Here is a 15,458-nt window from a genome sequence, read left to right on the forward strand (position 1 = left end):
GCCTGACGAGTCATGAAGTACCGCTACCTCGGCAACTCCGGCCTCAAGATCACGGAGATCACCTACGGCAACTGGCTCACCCACGGCTCCCAGGTGGAGAGCGACACGGCGAAGGCCTGCGTGCGTGCCGCCCTCGACCACGGCATCACCAGCTTCGACACCGCGGACGTGTACGCCAACACGGCCGCCGAGTCGGTGCTGGGGGAGGCGCTCAAGGGCGAGCGGCGCGAGTCGCTGGAGATCTTCACCAAGGTCTACTTCCCGACGGGCCCGAAGGGCGCCAACGACTCGGGCCTCAGCCGCAAGCACATCATGGAGTCCATCAACGGTTCGCTGCGGCGACTGGGCACCGACTACGTCGACCTCTACCAGGCGCACCGCTTCGACGTGGAGACCCCCTCGAGGAGACGATGCAGGCATTCGCCGACGTCGTCCGTCAGGGCAAGGCCCTCTACATCGGCGTCAGCGAATGGAACGCGGAGCAGATCCGTGCCGGCGCCAAGCTCGCCCGCGAGCTGGGCTTCCAGCTCATCTCGAACCAGCCGCAGTACTCGATGCTGTGGCGAGTCATCGAGGACGAGGTCGTCCCGGCCTCCCGCGAGGAGGGGCTGTCGCAGATCGTCTGGTCGCCCGTCGCGCAGGGTGTGCTCACGGGCAAGTACCTGCCCGGCGCCCCGGTGCCCGAGGGTTCACGGGCCACCGACACCAAGGGCGGCCAGGACATGATCAGCCGCTTCATGACCGACGACGTGCTCACCCGCGTGCAGTCGCTGGCGCCCATCGCCGGTGAGCTGGGCCTGACCATGGCGCAGCTGGCCGTGGCGTGGGTGCTGCAGAACGACAACGTGGCCGCGGCCATCATCGGCGCCTCCCGGCCCGAGCAGATCGCGGAGAACGTGCAGGCGTCCGGGGTGGAGATCCCGGCCGAGCTGCTGGGCCGCATCGACGAGGCGCTCGGGACATCGTGGAGTCCGACCCGTCGCACACGAGGGCGCCCGCCGGCCGCCCCTGAGGTACCCCGTGCGGGCCGGGTGGTCAGCGGTTCCCACCGCGGCCGCCCGGCCCGCCTCCCATTCCACCCTGCCCGCCCGGGCCGCCACCCATGCCTCCGGTGAACTGGCCCTCCGTCGCGGTGGCCGCCTGGGCGCCGTCGACGGTGACCGTGTAGGTCTGACCGGTGGCGACGTCGGGGGAGGAGTAGAACACGAACTGGGCCGTCCGCAGCGCCGTCGTGGTGGCGACCACCGTCGCGTCGGCGTCGGTCACACCGACCTGCGCGCCTTCCGCGATGTCCGCCGAGGCCGCCACCCAGGCCTGTCCGGTGCCCGTGGGCGTCTGCGCCATGCCCGAGCTGCCGAGCCCCAGCAGGTCGCCGCCCGTGATGGTGAAGGCGCCGTCCGCGTCGAAGGTGCCGTTGCCCCCGCTGCTGGGGCCGTGCACCGTCACGTCGCCTCCCGTGATCGTCAGGGTGCCGTTGGAGTCGAGCCCATCGCCCTGGGCGTCGACGACGAGCGTGCCGCCCGAGATCTCCAGGGTGACGCCGTCGGTGCCCGCCTGGCCGCCGGGGGCGCCGCCCCCATGGCCTGACTGCCGGAGCCGTCGGAGGCGTTGACGCCGTCGTCGGTCGCGACCACCGAGACGGTGCCGCCGCTGATGCCGATGTCGGCGGCCTCGAGGCCCTCCTCGGAGCGGGTCACGCTCAGCTCGGATCCGGCGATGCGGAGGATCTGGTCGGCGTGGACGCCGTCGCCACCGGCCGCGATCACGATGGTGCCGCCCTCGATGACGATGTCGGTGGTGGCGTTGATGCCGTCGTCGTCGGCGGTCGCGGTGATGTCGCCGCCGGTGATGCGGACGAACCCCTTGGCCGCATCGTCGTCCTTGTCGGAGGCGAGCGCGTCGTCGCCGGCGGTCGCCGTGATGGTGCCGCCTTCGATGACGAGCGAGTCCTTGCCCTTGAGGGCGTCGTTGGCGGCGGTCACCGTCAGCGTGCCGGACAGCACGACGAGGTCGTCGGAGGAGGCGATGCCGTTGTTGCCGCGGCCCTCGACGGTGAGCGCACCGGTGCCGCTGATGGTGAGGTCGGCTGTGCTGTGGATGGCGGCGTCGGCGGGGGCGTCCTCGGCGTAGCTGGCGGCGTCCGCCACGGCATTGGCGCTGCCGTCGGCCAGATGGATGGCGACGTCGTCGGCGGTGTCGACCTGGATGGCCGGGCCGTCGGCGTTGTCGATGGAGGCACCGTCGAGGATGAGGACGACCTGCGCGTCGTCGGGTGCGGCGACCACGATCCCCCGGCCAGGGTGCCGGTGAGACGGTAGACGCCTGCCGTCGTGATCGTGACGGTCGCGCCATCGACGGCGACCCCGTCGCCCGAGGGGGTGGCCCCGGTGCCTGTCAGCGCGATGTCGACGGCGTCGGCGGCCGACCATTCGTCCTCGTTGACCGTCGTCGTGTCGGCGTTGGCGGCCAGCACCTCCTCGACGGAGACGCCCAGCGTGGTGGCCGCGGCTGTGGCCCCGGTAGTTGCTGGGGTACTGGACGTGGAGGCGTCCGGGCTCTCCGCGGGGGACTGGGCGGTGCAGCCTGCGGTCAGCGAGGCGACGACGGCGAGGGTGGCCAGGGAGGTGATCAGACGGCGGCGCATGGGAGGTCCTCTACGGTGCGTGGTGTGACGGGGGAGTTGAGCCGGTCGCGCAGGAGGCGCGCCCAGCGGTTGTGGGGGAGTTCGGGGCGGAGGGCGGCGAGCCCGGTGGCGTACTTGGAGATGGCCGTGGGGCGGTGGCCGGCGTGCCAGAGGGAGCGGTCGATCGGTGAGGCGGCGCCGTCGGTCTTGGTCTCGACGATGACGACATCGGGCCAGGCGACCGTCCGGCCGTCCGGCAGGCTGCAGGTCAGGCCCTGGTCGAGCGTGACCCGCACGCCTGGGGCGGGCAGCAGGGTGCTGCGGCGGTAGCGGGTGGTCAGCGTGATGCCGAGCTCGGCCGCCCGCGACGGTGCCTGTCCGACGGCGGCCAGCGCCTCGGCCGCGTAGCTGCGGCCACCCGCCGTGAGGCGCGAGCGGGACTCCCAGGCGTAGTCGACACGCTCCTTGACGGTGGTGTCGTCGCCCTGGCGGGTCTTGGCCTCGAGGAAGGTGTCGTGACTGTCGACGTAGCTGCGGGTCCGCAGCTTCAGCCTGCGCCGTCGCTGCTGGACGGCCAGGCGGAAGGTGAGGAGGTCGTCGGTGTCGAAGTAGACGCTCTCGTAGCCGGGGTCGCGGGTGCCGTTGATGTCGAGGATGCGCGTCGTCGCCGGCAGCGCGCCCAGCCACAGGGCGCACGACTGGCGGGTGAGGACGTACTTGCGGTCGGTCCTCGTCATGAGGGGGGCCTCGGCCAGCATGTCGGCCAGCGGGACCGGCGTGAGGCGGTCCAGCGGCAGCGCCGTCATCGGGGGACCGCCTGCAGGTCGAGCAGGCTGAGGGTCGGCTCGACCGGGACGGGGCACCCGGTCGCCGTGTAGCGGACGTCGACCAGGGTGGTCTCGTTGACGAGGTTCAGCTCCTGGACCGAGACCGCCGTGACCCGGACTCCGAGGCGGCGCTCGAGCTCCGCCCGGAGCTCTGTCGGGTCGGCTACGGCGCGGTCGAGGCGCACCAGTTGTGAGGCGCTGGTGGACAGGAGGCGCGGGTGGTCCGCGATGTAGAGCACGGCGAGGATGAGGACGATCAGGCCGATCGGCAGCGTGAGATCAGTGTGGGGGAGCCCGGCGATCAGGCCGATCGCGAGCGCCGAGAAGTAGTAGGCCACCTCGCGCTGGCTGATCTCGGAGGAACGCAGCCGGATAATCGACAGCACCCCGAAGAGGCCCAGGCCGAGCCCGAGCGCCACCTCGGCGGTGCCGAGCACTGTCGCGACTGCGAGCACGCCGACGTTGATGCCGAGGAAGGCGACGACGAGATCGCGCCGACGGTGCCGCCGGAAGTAGAGCGCGAAGGCGAGGACGGCGGCGGCGACGAGGTCGACGCCGATCATGGCGATGGTGGCGGTGGTCACTGTTCAGCTCCTGATCGGTGGGGTGATGTGACCATGCAAGTGGTGCAGTCTGTGCGTCGGCTGTGCGCGCCGCGGGGCTCGGCTGTGAGCCTGACGAGGGGCGGCCCGCAGGCCCGTCTGCGGCGCGTGAACCGTCGATTTGGCACATCGTCGGGGGACCGGGTAGGGTTGGTTTCACCGACGCGGGGTGGAGCAGCTCGGTAGCTCGCTGGGCTCATAACCCAGAGGTCACAGGTTCAAATCCTGTCCCCGCTACGAAGAAAGTCCAGGTCAGCCCATGGTTGGCCTGGACTTTCACTTTGGGGGCGAGATGCGATCCCATCGTTCACCCATCACATTGAGCAGGTGTGCAGCGCTGCCCGCAGGGCGCCGACGCCGTCGGTTCCGGTCGCTTCGGGGCTGCTCGGTTCGGCTCGCACACCTGATGGGCATGAACACCACAGAACTGGGGCTGGAGCCCCTCATCGGGGTCGAGGAGCTCGCTGAGTACCTCGGTGACCCCGTGCAGACCATCTATGACTGGCGGCTGTCCGGACGGGCACCGCGATCCTTCAAGCTCGGCAAGCACCTGCGGTTCGCGACCAGCGACATCGCGGAGTGGCTGGAGGAGCGGCACGAAGGCGGCTCCCATGAGTAGGCCGCGCATTCCGATCGGCGGGTACGGCGAGATCGCCTTCATCCAGCGCGCGAAGGGCAAGGTCGAGGCGCGCACCCGCTTCCGCGACTGGGACGGGCAGACACGACTCGTCCAGGCGACCGCATCATCGAGGCCGGCTGCCGAGGTCGAGTTGAAGCGGCGGCTCGCGGAGCGCAACGCTTTCCAGCCGGTCGACACCACGCTGACTCCCGACAGCCCGTTCCCGGCGCTGGTGGAGTACTGGCTTGCCGACCTGGATCTGGAGAACAGGATCGCCCCGGCGACCCGGTTCAACTACGAGCGCGACATGAACCGGCTCGTGCTCCCGGCCTTCCGTGGCTACGCCCTGCGCGAGATCGGGGTGGCCCGCTGCGACGCTCTGCTCAAGGAACTCGGCAAGCAGTCGTACGCCCGCTCCAAGCGCGCCAAGACCGTGCTCCGGCTCGCGTTCGGGCTGGCGGTGCGGCACGAGGTGATCCACCGCAACCCGATCGACGGCGTCGCGCGCCTGCACAAGCCGAAGCGGACACCGACCGCGTTGACCGCGACCGAGGTCAACGCGATCAGGGTAGTGATCAAGGCGTGGGAGCTGTCGCGCGGCACCTCTGGCCCGAACCCGGACGGGCAGCTCGGCCAGATCGTCGAGGTCATGCTCGGCACCTCCGCCCGGATCGGCGAGGTGCTCGCCATCCGCCGCCGCGACCTGGATCTGACGACGACACCGGCGACGCTGAGGATCTGCGGCACCGTGATCTCGGAGCGCGGTGTCGGTACCTACCGGCAAGAGCATCCGAAGACCGACCGGTCCAACCGGGTGATCGCGCTGCCCTCCTTTACGGCCGAGGCACTCCGCCGTCGGCTGGCGATCATGGCGGACCACTCGCTGGACGCGCTGGTGTTCCGCAGCCGTGAGGGGACGCCGCTCACCACCGCCAACGTGCGACGGCAGTTGCGCAAGGTCCTTGGCGACGCCGGCATCGAGGGTGTCAGCCCGCACATGTTCCGGCGCACCGTCGCGACGGTGATTAGCGAGCAGGCCAGCCTCAACCTCGCCTCCGAGCTGCTCGGCCACACCGACCCCAAGGTGACGATCGAGCACTGCATCCGCCGCAACGAGCAGGTGAACCCGCTCACCGCCGAGCTGCTCGACCAGGCGTTCGCCCGCACCGATGACGAGTAAACCGGTTGGCCGCTGTCGGACCTCGTCCGTAGCGTCGACGGCGGGTCGACCTGATGGGAAGGAGCAAACGATGAAGGATGAGATTGAACGGAACCAGGGGACCCACGGCGACGAGTCCCGCGCTTGGTTCGAATGCGACGACGGCTGGGGTCCGCTAATCGCCGACCTGGAGTCGAAGCTGAAGGTGCTGTCGCCGGACTACACGATCAGCCAGGTGAAGGAGAACTTCGGCGGTCTGCGCTACTACGCGAACGTAGGCGACGTGGACGCGGAGACCTCGAAGCGGTTCTACGACCTCATCCATGAGGCCGAGAGCAAGTCCTTCGAGGTCTGCGAGTGCTGCGGTCAGCCTGGGCAACTCTCGCGCCGCGGAAAGCACGGTTGGTACAAGACCCTCTGCTCGACGTGCGCAGAGAGGATGAACTTCGAGCCCGTGCGCGAGGCCGGGACTGCGACACCATGACCAGCTCGGCAATAGTGTCACGTTTCCGTTATACTTCTGACATGGCAGGAAAGGCTCTCGCGCGTGATGAGCTGTGGGACATCGCGACCACACAGCACGGTTTCGTGACCGCTCAACAGGCCACCGAGATCGGGATCGACAAGCACGCACTCCAGATGCTCGTCCACCGCGGCACACTCGATAGGGCAGCCCACGGCGTGTACCGGTTCCCGCAGTATCCGGGCGGCGAGCACGACAACCTCATGCTCGCGGTCCTCTGGACCCGAGTGCCCGAAGCCGCGCTTTCGCACGAGACCGCCCTCGACGCCTACGGCATCAGCGACGTGAACCCCAACCGCATCCACCTCACCGTCGGCAAGCACCGCCGCTTCCGTAGGACGGGCGGAGACGACTACGTCGTGCACTACGAGGACCTCGCCCCGAAGCAGATCGGCTGGTGGCAGGAGATCCCCACGGTTACGCCGGCAACGGCAATCACCCAGTGCCTGACGTACGGCACGCCGACGTACCTGCTGCGTCAGGCGATCGAGCGCGGCCACGCGCAGGGTCACCTCAAGGCAACCGAGCGCGACGAGCTCGCGGCAGCGTTGGAGGCTCGCCATGAGCGATGAGCACCTCGGCTCACGGCTGGCCGCACTCCTCCGCACGCTGAAGCCGAAGACCAAGGAGCCGATCTCGGCCAAGGTTCTCAACACCTGGATCGCCCAGGCCGAGGGCAAGCTCGGCGACGAGGCGCGAGGCGGTCGACTCGGCTGGCTCGTCGCGTCGTCCGTGGCGATCGCCGCCGTGCAACGAGCCATCGATGCCGAGGGCCGGAACCTGTTCCTGCTCAAGGGTGGCACCCTGCTCCAGCATCGGCTGCCGGCCACGGCCCGCACCACCAAGGACGTCGACGGCCTGATCCGTGGCGACCTCGATCAATTCATCCTCGCGTTGGACGAGGCTCTCGACGAACCATGGGGACCGCTCACGCTGCGCCGGGGCGAGGTCGAAGTGGTCAACGTGCCGACCAAGATCATCAAGCCACGCCGCTTCGACATCCTCCTGGAGATGCGCGGCGTGACCTGGAGGCGCATCCAGTTCGAGGTGTCACCAGACGAGGCGGGCGCCAGCGAGGAACACGAGACGATCGAGCCGCCACCGCTCGCCGGCTTCGGACTGCCTGACCCGGATGCCCTCGTCGGCATCGCCATGCGCTTCCAGATCGCTCAGAAGCTCCACGCAGTCTCCGATCCGCACGAGCCGCCGGACTCGATCAACGACCGCGCGCGTGACGTCGTGGACCTCCTCCTGCTCCGCGACCTCGCCGCTTCGACCGGGAGTCCGACCCTGGCCGAGATTCGGCAGGCCGCGATGGCTGTGTTCGCCGCTCGGATCGATGAGGCCGCCCAGCTTGGCCTCGCGACTCGTGCTTGGCCGCCGACCCTGTTGGCCCACGCACATTGGGCGGACGACTTCGCTCGAGCCGCTACCTCCGGCGGCGTGGGCCTGTCGCTCGACGAGGCGGTGGCCGAGGTCAACGCCTGGATACAGGAGATCGAGCTCGTCGGGCTCATCGACGACGAGGCGAAGGCGGCCGAGGAAGCTGAGGCGACCAGCGATCCGAACGAGCCGCTGCCGCCCCACGTCAAGATCACGCGGGGACGGTCGCCTCGGGCCGCCCGAGACTGACAAGCGTCAGGGTAGTCCTGCCCGGTCGAACTCCTGCTGCAACCGCGGGCGACGCCGATGGATCTCGCGCAGGGCCGCGATCAGGTCGTTGACCTCCGCCGACTTCTCCGATCCAGCGCTGAGTTTCCGCATCTTGGCCAGCCTGCGCGCTGCCAGCCGGTAATGCTGCGCACCGGCCTCGACCAGCTCGTTCTCGACGAGGCGCTGGTGGATCGGCAGGGTCGCGATCGGATCGACCTGCTCGTACGCCTTCACCACCTCGCTCCAGGTGTGGTCGCTGTCGAGCGCCAACGAGTGCGCGAGGTTCCACGCGAACTCGGAATCTTTCAGGGTGAGAAGTGCGAACAGGACCGCGTCCCGCGGACTCGCTGCCAGGGTCGCCACAACCTCGTCGCGATAGTCCGGCCAGGACTTGCCCGAGGCCTTGTGCAGCCGAGCCGCCGAGGTCGACGACGGCCACTTGCGGAACACCGAGAGCCGCGCGTCGAGCGCCTCGGCTGGCCGGTGCGCATCCAGCAGCCCGCACCAGTAGTCCGCCGCCTTGAGCGACTGGTGCCCACGGTCGAAGTCGGTCGCCTGCTTGGCCCAGTCGATGGCGAGTTCGATCTCGCCGATCTCCTCGAACGCCTCGGCGGTGTCCTCCAGCCATGCCGCGACCTTCCTGTCCTTGGCATGGGTGCGGATGATGGCGTCGATGTCGTGGTCGAAGACCGCGAGCCTCTGGGCGTTCCAATCCAGGGTGAACCATTCATGGGAGTGGCCGGACTGCCACCGATTGGCGGGCCGGGGCCCGAGCTTCGCCTCGACTTCGGCCAGCCGCTTCCGGTATGACGCCACACCGACCTCGCCGAGGGCCGGGGCGTACGCCACCGGGTCGAGCTCGAAGTAGTCGACCTCGTCGTCGTCGAACTGGAACTTCATCATCCAGTCGATCAGCTTCCCGGCCGGCGTCCGGGCTGCAGCAGCGGCCCGCGGGTGGAGCTCCAACAGTCGACGGCACGCGTCGCCGATGATGCCGCTTGAATCGTCCGCACGAGCGATCACCTTCAGCGCGGATGCCAGTGCCTTGTGAGTGACCGAGTAGACCTCGGCCGGATCGGTTCTCGAGATCGCGGACTCGAGGATGTCGACCGCTTCGTGCATGTCCCGCCCGTGCGCGTTGGCGGCGCTGTACCTGTACAGGTCGGACCGGGTGCGGATTAGCGGGAGTACGGCGTCGGCCAGGGTGCTCACGAGCACCAGTCTCTCGCCCCACCGTCCTCTGCCCTCGCCGCCCGCCTCTTCATGTTCATCCTCATCCTCTTCTTCGCCTTTCTCATCGTCTTCTTCCTGACTCCAGTGGCCTCCGCCCGTCCCGTTCCCCACCGCCGCCTGAGTTCCTTCCACGCTTCTTGCAACTGAGGTCGCCCGTCCCAAGATGACCGACGGCACGACGGTCCCGCCCGCACACCTACCTCCTGAATGGAGGTGCTCGCGGTGACCGTCACGATCAAGGCAATGCACGCCGGCCAAGGGGGGCGAGCCCACCTCGCGCCCATTGGGCACGTAGAGGGAATGGATGCGGACCCCGTCGCAGGTGGCGCTGAGCGCGCGGGCCTCGGTGACGCCTTCGTACTGGGGCTGGCCGGGGAAGTCGGCGACGACGTCGTCCAGGCCGACCCGGGAGAGCAAGGCCACTCCGTTGAACCCGCCGTGCCCGTGGTGGGCCACCTCGTAGCCGAGGCCGGCGAGGGCCGCGTCGAGGAGTTCGTGGAACGCGGAGTCGGTGAGCTTGGTCTCCTGCAGGCAGACGACGTCGGGTCGGCGCTGTTCGCGCCAGGGCAGCAGCCTCGGCATCCTCTGCTTGGCCGAGTTCACGTTCCAGGTGGCGATCCTCACACCGTCGAGGCTACCGGCTGGCCCCGGAGTGGTCAGTCGCGCGGCGGGTACGTGAGGTACTTGCCGTCGAAGGTGATGACGATCCGGTCACCCTTGGGGTGCTCGCGGCGGGTGACGCGGACGTCGAAGTCGATGGCGCTCATGATGCCGTCGCCGAAGTCCTCGTGGATGATCTCCTTGATCGCCGCACCGTAGACGGCGATGGCCTCTGTGAAGCGGTAAATGGTCGGGTCGTTGGCCAGTTCCCCGAGCCCGGGCCGGTAGGGCTGGCGCTGGAGAGCACGGATGGTGTCGTCGTCGAGGCCGAGCATCTCGCCCACCGTGGTGGCGGCGGCCTCGGGCACGGGGTGCATGCCCAGCAGAGCGGAGATGGTCCACTCGCGAGGCTGATCGATGGCCTCGGCGATCTGGGACCAGGTGAGCCCGGCACGCTCCTTCGCGTCGCGGATCCGCTGGCCGGCCTCGTCCTTGGCGGCGTTGTAGGACATGGTTCTCTCCTCGTGGTCAGGGTTCCGTCGAGCCTAGCCAACGCAGGGCGGGAGGATGCGGTTACCCGGTCGCGATCCAGCTGGCCGCCACCAGACCACTGCACGGGCTCATCGGAAGAGCCTTCATGGGGCCCAGTTTCTCCCCGTTCGTTTCTCTGCGAACGTCGACCCGGGCGAGCTATCTTTACGCGCAAACGTACGAGCGGTCTCGGCTTGCGAGTTGGCTGCATGCGGCTGAACCGAGGGCGGGCGGGAACCGGCCGTGGGGAGTGGGATGACAGAGCACGTCGTGGCATCCGAGGACAGTGACAAGCGGATGAAGCTCCGCTACGCCGGCCCCTGCCGACTGTGCGGGACGATGATTCCTGCCGGCACCAGCGCCGTCTATGAACGGATGTCCAAGACGGTCCGATGCCTCGAGTGCCGATCGCCAGACGAGCCACCCACACCGGCTTCTGGATCCGTGTCTGCCTGTGTCCCATCGCCCCCAGAGATCGCGCCGGTACCGATGGGCGAGACGCTCGGCGGCCGTGAGCCCAGAGGGGCAGGGGAGATGGCGGCTCCTGCTGGGCCCGCGGACATGGACGCTGACCCGGCTCCGGCAACGCAGTCAGCCGTTCCGTCTCTCGTAGAGGAGCCCGGTGCGGCGGGAGCGTCGGCGCGTCGGGAGTACGAGAGGCGTCGGGCGAACGACGAGGCGAAGATCCGAGAGAGGTGGGGAAGGCTCGGCGGCATCGCCGTGGCCCTGTCCGACGAGAAGCAGAGCACGAAGGCCTGGGCCACCGGAGCCGTCGGGGAGGAACGGCTTGGCGGGATGTTCGACGGCCTCGCCTCCGATGCCGTCGCCGTTCTGCACGATCGGCGGATCCCGGGCACCAAGGCAAACATCGACCACATCATCGTCACGGCTGGCGCCGTTTGGGTGGTCGACGCGAAGCGGTACCGGGGCAAGCGGCCCGCATTGCGGATAGAAGGAGGGCTGCTCCGGCCACGCACGGAGAAGCTTGTGGTCGGCGGCCGCGACAGCACCAGGCTGGTGGACGGCGTGCTGAAGCAGGTTGGGCTGGTCCGTGACGTCGTCGGTGAGGTACCGGTGCGCGGCGCCCTGTGTTTCGTCGACGCCGACTGGCCGCTCATCGGCGGCGCTTTCGCCACACGTGGGGTGCAGGTCCTGTGGCCGAAGCTGCTCCGCAAGCAGTTGACCGAGCCAGGTCAGGTCACCCTGGACGTGACTTCCGTGCGGGACGCGCTGGCCACGCATTTTCCGCCATCCTGAGTGGAGATGTCGGTGGGGCCGAGGCACGGCCCCGTGTTCAGGCCTGGGTCGAGCCCTCGTGCAGCCCGATGACGTTGCCATCGGGGTCGCGGAAGAAGGCCCACCAGCTGGTCTCGTCGATGGGGTTCTTCCCCATGACCACCTCGGCGCCGTTGGCCACGGCGAGTGCCAGGGTGTCGTCGATCGAGTCCACCTCCACGTAGGAGCGGGGCTGTGTGAACGAATCGTCGCGCGGGGCCAGCCCGCCGCCACTGATCTTGTTCGGGGCCTGCCACATGGGGTAGCCCTCGAACCCGGGAACCTCGGCGATCTGCCAGCCGAAGAGGGTGCTGTAGAACGTCGACGCCTTCGCCAGGTCGGTGACAGGGATGTCGATGTGGGTGATGTCTCCATGGGCCATGACGGCCTCCTCGTGGTTGCTGGAACGGATTCGACACTAGGCCGGTGAGGAGGGTCGCGTACGCCAAGCGCAGGATTCGTCGTTACGGTTACAACAGCAACCCGGCGAGGAAGGCGAGGTAGGCCGCGAGCGCCGCGTAGGCGGCTGCGGCCCGCGCCCGAACGGGAGCGCGGGCCGCCACCAGGAGGCACCACAGACAGAGCAGCGCCCAGGCAGCGGGGTGCCCGTACCGGATCGCTGCAGCGCGGAGCCCGTGCGCGATGTCGGCACGATCGGGCACGACGAAGCTCCACAGCACGGCTCCACCGGCCGCGAGGGCCGCCCCGGCGAGAGCGAGTGCGGTGCGTCGCTGTGGACGCTGGCGGGAAGACGTTCGCCCTGGGCGGGCGGCGGCGTCGCGGATGTCGTCAGGCATGTCGACCCCCTCGGAGACGGATGTGTCCAGGGGACGACGCTATGCCCGGCGGACGGCGAACGCCAGATGGGCCGGATGCTCCCAGGGGCGGTCCCGGGAGATCCCGGAGCGTGCCCGACTGCCCGACTGCCCGCACCAGGCCCGGAAGCACTAGCACCGGCCACCGACAGTTTGAGACGCACAGCGGGGTTGTCCCCAGGCTTGGCCGAACGGCTCCTCGGTTGTGCACAGGGACGCTTCTGCCCTAGTGAACCTGGAGTCAGCCAGGGAGAATCGGGGGATGAGCAGTTCAGCGGTAGACACCCTCGGACGCCGCCTCGCGGCGGTCCGCGAGGCGTTGGCCGCGCTCCCCGCGACGCTGTCGTCGACCGAGCGGCGGGAGCTGCTCATCCAGCTCGGCGAGGTGACTGACGCCCTCACGGGAAGTCGACTGAGCCTCCTGCACGACGAGGACCGCCTGGCTGATCCGCCCGGGGCGGCCGTGGATTGGCTTCACCACACCAACACCGTCTCCAGACGGGCGGCGCGGGCGATGGTGCGTCTGGCCGCGGACCTTGCGGACCGCTACCCGCTGATCGGTGAGGCCTTGCGCGCCGGTGCCGTCTCCGAGGCGCAGACCCGCGCCATCGTCTCCGGGCTGGCGAAATCGGGGGTCGAATTCACGGTGGCGGAGCTGGCGACGGCGCAGCGGGAACTGATCCGCTACGCGGCCGAGTTCGATCCCGACGAACTGCACCTCCTGGCCGTCCGCTACGGCGAGGTGCTTGCCCCGGACCGGGCCGATGAGATCGAGGCATCCAGGCTGGCCCGCGAGGCGAAGCTGGCCCGCGCGGGGCGCTCGTTCGTCCTGGTGCCCGACCACCACGGCTCGATGCGGATCCGAGGCCAGCTACCGATTGCGGATGGCGAACTCCTCCTCGCTCAGCTCGACGCGCTGACGCCGTCGGCCAACGCCTACCTCGAGGAGAGGGAGAGGCCGGGTATGGCGGCCCGCCGGGCTGACGCGCTCGTCCGTCTGACGGGGATCGTCGCAGCCACCGGCTCGCTGCCTGCCAGGGGAGGCGACCGTCCGCAGGTGATCGTCACGTTGAGCCTCGAGACGCTCCTGAGTGGGCTGGGACGAGCCGGCGCGCTGGCCTCGGGGGAGTCCCTCGCAGCCGGCGACGCCAGGAGGCTGGCCTGCGACGCACACATCATCCCTGTGACCCTCGACGGTGGCTCGCGCCCGCTCGACGTCGGCGCCAGCCGTCGCCTGTTCTCCGCGTCGGTCCGCACGGCCTTGGCCCTGCGTGACCAGGGCTGCGCCTTTCCGGGATGCACGGCGCCCCCGGCCGCCTGCGATGCCCACCACATCGTCCCCTGGTGGGCCGGGGGCGCCTCCGTCCTCGGCAACGCCGTACTCCTGTGCCCCTACCATCACCGGGTTGTCGAGCCGGATCTGGCTCGAGCACCGGGATTCCAATGGCAGGTCCACCTCGATCCGGTGGACGGGATGCCGTGGTTCACACCTCCCCGTCAGATAGACCCGAGGCGACGTCCGCGACGGCACCACCGCCACCGGCTCCGCGGACCCGTTCCGATCCCCGCAGAGGAAACTCTTCCTCGCGGCGATCCGCCCGTCTGGGACGACCTGCCCTTCAGCTCGGAGTGGACCGTCGGCACAACAGTGTGACGGCCGCATTCACCGTCTCGCTTTGACGCTTGTGGCGTAATTCTGGCGGGGCGGGGTGCTTAGATGTCCCCAACATCGCGCCGTGCGTGATAATGCCCGCCAGTCCTTCGAGACCAGGAGACTCCATGAACCTGAGCCGCCGCACCCTGCTGGGTGCCACCGTTGCCATCGCCGCCGTCGGCGCCACGTCCGCCTGCTCCGCTACGCCCGGCGGAGGCTCCGGGGGAGGTGGCGGCGGCGACACCATCAAGCTCGGCGTCAACTACGAGCTGTCCGGTGGCGTGGCCACCTACGGCCAGGCGTCGGTCGCCGGCATCAAGATGGCGATCGACGCCATCAACGAGGCCGGGGGTGTCAACGGCAAGAAGATCGACCTCGTCCAGTACGACAACAAGTCGGAACTGGCAGAGGCCACCACGCTCGCCAACAAGCTGATGGCCCAGGACAAGGTGCTCGCCTGCATGGGGCCCGCCACGTCCGGCAACTTCAAGGCCACGATCCCGGTCGCCAACCAGAACAAGATCCCGGTCGTGTCGGGCTCCGCCACCGCCGACGACGTCACCTGGGACGGCACCACGGTCCAGGAGTACGCCTTCCGCATCTGCTTCAGCGACTCGTTCCAGGGCACGATCATGGGCAAGTTCGCCTCGGAGAACCTGCAGGCGAAGACCGCCGTCATCATCAAGGACAACAGCTCCGACTACTCCAAGGGGCTGGCTGCGGCCTTCACCGAGGAGTTCGGCAAGCTCGGCGGCTCGATCGTCGGCGAAGAGGCCTTCGTCGCGGGTGACACCGACTTCAACACCATCCTGACGCGACTCAAGGGCCAGACCTTCGACGTGGTGTACCTGCCCGGCTACTACTCCGAGGCCGGCCTCATCATCAAGCAGGCCCGTGACCTCGGCATCACGGCGCCCGTCCTCGGTGCCGACGGCTTCGACTCGCCCACGCTGCTCGAGCTCGGCGGGGCCGCGGCCCTGAACGACGTGTACTTCACCAACCACTACTCCGCGATCGACGAGGACCCCAAGGTCGTCGAGTTCATCGCCGCGTTCAAGGAGAAGAACAACGAGGAGCCCAACGCGTTCCACGCGCTCGGCTACGACCTCGGCAACTTCGTCGCCGACGCCGTCAAGCGGGCCTCCGCGCTCACCGGCGAGGCCGTGCAGAAGGCCATGGCCGAGACGAAGGGCTTCGTCGGCGTCACCGGAACCTTCGACATGGACGAGCACCACAACCCGGTGAAGTCGATCGTCGTCATCGGCCTCAAGGACGGCGTCCAGGCCACCAGCGAGAAGGTCGGCTGACCCACGGGTTCCGGTAGCGGACGGTAGAAGGAGGTGT

General features: G+C 68.9%; 17 protein-coding genes, 1 tRNA gene and 1 pseudogene. 11 read left to right on the forward strand and 8 right to left on the reverse strand.

The window, feature by feature from the left end; genetic code table 11:
- Positions 1-12 precede the first annotated feature (12 nt).
- Positions 13-1,115, forward strand: a pseudogene (locus H9L22_RS04295) (aldo/keto reductase family protein).
- On the opposite strand, the gene H9L22_RS04300 reads toward H9L22_RS04295, so the two are convergent.
- Both H9L22_RS04300 and H9L22_RS04305 read right to left on the reverse strand, forming a co-directional pair.
- The gene (locus H9L22_RS04300) at positions 1,036-1,446 is read right to left on the reverse strand and encodes a hypothetical protein (protein WP_187721733.1); all 411 of its coding nucleotides are present in this window, start codon (positions 1,444-1,446) and stop codon (positions 1,036-1,038) included. The pseudogene H9L22_RS04295 and the gene H9L22_RS04300 overlap by 80 nt on opposite strands.
- A 17-nt stretch (positions 1,447-1,463) precedes the next feature.
- A complete protein-coding gene (locus H9L22_RS04305) occupies positions 1,464-2,285 on the reverse strand; it encodes a carbohydrate-binding domain-containing protein (protein WP_187721734.1) in 822 nt (273 codons plus the stop codon).
- 45 nt (positions 2,286-2,330) lie between these two features.
- Between H9L22_RS04305 and H9L22_RS04310 the strand changes: the two genes are divergently transcribed.
- Positions 2,331-2,672, forward strand: coding sequence for a hypothetical protein (locus H9L22_RS04310; RefSeq protein WP_187721735.1), 342 nt, complete (start codon positions 2,331-2,333; stop codon positions 2,670-2,672).
- Here H9L22_RS04310 and H9L22_RS04315 read toward each other — a convergent pair.
- Entirely contained in the window at positions 2,629-3,429 is an 801-nt protein-coding gene (locus H9L22_RS04315) for a polyphosphate polymerase domain-containing protein (protein WP_187721736.1), read from the reverse strand. The genes H9L22_RS04310 and H9L22_RS04315 overlap by 44 nt on opposite strands.
- On the reverse strand, positions 3,426-4,034 hold the full coding sequence (locus H9L22_RS04320) for a DUF4956 domain-containing protein (protein WP_226966113.1): 609 nt from the start codon (positions 4,032-4,034) through the stop codon (positions 3,426-3,428). The genes H9L22_RS04315 and H9L22_RS04320 overlap by 4 nt, the downstream gene beginning before the upstream one ends.
- A 181-nt stretch (positions 4,035-4,215) precedes the next feature.
- Here H9L22_RS04320 and H9L22_RS04325 point away from each other — a divergent pair.
- The 6 genes from H9L22_RS04325 (at position 4,216) to H9L22_RS04350 (ending at position 7,985) form a co-directional block, all read left to right on the forward strand.
- Positions 4,216-4,289 (forward strand) — tRNA-Met (locus H9L22_RS04325).
- Between the two features lie 175 nt (positions 4,290-4,464).
- Positions 4,465-4,671 (forward strand): helix-turn-helix transcriptional regulator, encoded by a 207-nt coding sequence (locus tag H9L22_RS04330; RefSeq protein ID WP_187721737.1) that lies wholly within the window; start codon positions 4,465-4,467, stop codon positions 4,669-4,671.
- A complete protein-coding gene (locus H9L22_RS04335; protein ID WP_187721738.1) occupies positions 4,664-5,851 on the forward strand; it encodes a tyrosine-type recombinase/integrase in 1,188 nt (395 codons plus the stop codon). Before H9L22_RS04330 ends, H9L22_RS04335 begins: the two co-directional genes overlap by 8 nt.
- A 70-nt stretch (positions 5,852-5,921) precedes the next feature.
- Positions 5,922-6,314 (forward strand): hypothetical protein, encoded by a 393-nt coding sequence (locus tag H9L22_RS04340; RefSeq protein ID WP_187721739.1) that lies wholly within the window; start codon positions 5,922-5,924, stop codon positions 6,312-6,314.
- 41 nt (positions 6,315-6,355) lie between these two features.
- On the forward strand, positions 6,356-6,925 hold the full coding sequence (locus H9L22_RS04345; RefSeq protein ID WP_187721740.1) for a type IV toxin-antitoxin system AbiEi family antitoxin domain-containing protein: 570 nt from the start codon (positions 6,356-6,358) through the stop codon (positions 6,923-6,925).
- Entirely contained in the window at positions 6,915-7,985 is a 1,071-nt protein-coding gene (locus H9L22_RS04350; RefSeq protein ID WP_187721741.1) for a nucleotidyl transferase AbiEii/AbiGii toxin family protein, read from the forward strand. Before H9L22_RS04345 ends, H9L22_RS04350 begins: the two co-directional genes overlap by 11 nt.
- Positions 7,986-7,991: 6 nt before the next feature.
- On the opposite strand, the gene H9L22_RS18510 is transcribed toward H9L22_RS04350, so the two are convergent.
- Both H9L22_RS18510 and cynS read right to left on the reverse strand, forming a co-directional pair.
- Positions 7,992-9,863, reverse strand: coding sequence for a DUF6880 family protein (locus H9L22_RS18510; RefSeq protein ID WP_226966114.1), 1,872 nt, complete (start codon positions 9,861-9,863; stop codon positions 7,992-7,994).
- Between the two features lie 32 nt (positions 9,864-9,895).
- Positions 9,896-10,351 (reverse strand): cyanase, encoded by a 456-nt coding sequence (cynS, locus tag H9L22_RS04365; RefSeq protein WP_187721742.1) that lies wholly within the window; start codon positions 10,349-10,351, stop codon positions 9,896-9,898.
- Between the two features lie 553 nt (positions 10,352-10,904).
- Here cynS and H9L22_RS04370 point away from each other — a divergent pair.
- The gene (locus tag H9L22_RS04370) at positions 10,905-11,627 is read left to right on the forward strand and encodes a nuclease-related domain-containing protein (protein WP_226966115.1); all 723 of its coding nucleotides are present in this window, start codon (positions 10,905-10,907) and stop codon (positions 11,625-11,627) included.
- A gap of 37 nt (positions 11,628-11,664) precedes the next feature.
- Here H9L22_RS04370 and H9L22_RS04375 read toward each other — a convergent pair whose 3' ends face one another.
- A complete protein-coding gene (locus H9L22_RS04375) occupies positions 11,665-12,027 on the reverse strand; it encodes a VOC family protein (RefSeq protein WP_187721744.1) in 363 nt (120 codons plus the stop codon).
- Positions 12,028-12,115: 88 nt separating this feature from the next.
- Positions 12,116-12,442, reverse strand: coding sequence for a hypothetical protein (locus tag H9L22_RS04380; protein ID WP_187721745.1), 327 nt, complete (start codon positions 12,440-12,442; stop codon positions 12,116-12,118).
- Positions 12,443-12,722: 280 nt separating this feature from the next.
- Between H9L22_RS04380 and H9L22_RS04385 the strand changes: the two genes are divergently transcribed.
- Together H9L22_RS04385 and H9L22_RS04390 are read left to right on the forward strand one after the other, a co-directional pair.
- A complete protein-coding gene (locus H9L22_RS04385; protein ID WP_187721746.1) occupies positions 12,723-14,114 on the forward strand; it encodes an HNH endonuclease signature motif containing protein in 1,392 nt (463 codons plus the stop codon).
- Between the two features lie 125 nt (positions 14,115-14,239).
- Positions 14,240-15,421 carry an ABC transporter substrate-binding protein gene (locus H9L22_RS04390; RefSeq protein WP_187721747.1) on the forward strand — a complete coding sequence of 394 codons (1,182 nt, stop codon included), beginning with the start codon at positions 14,240-14,242 and terminating at the stop codon, positions 15,419-15,421.
- Positions 15,422-15,458: the final 37 nt, after the last annotated feature.

It is taken from the genome of Tessaracoccus defluvii (assembly GCF_014489575.1).
Classification (GTDB): Bacteria; Actinomycetota; Actinomycetes; order Propionibacteriales; family Propionibacteriaceae; genus Arachnia; species Arachnia defluvii.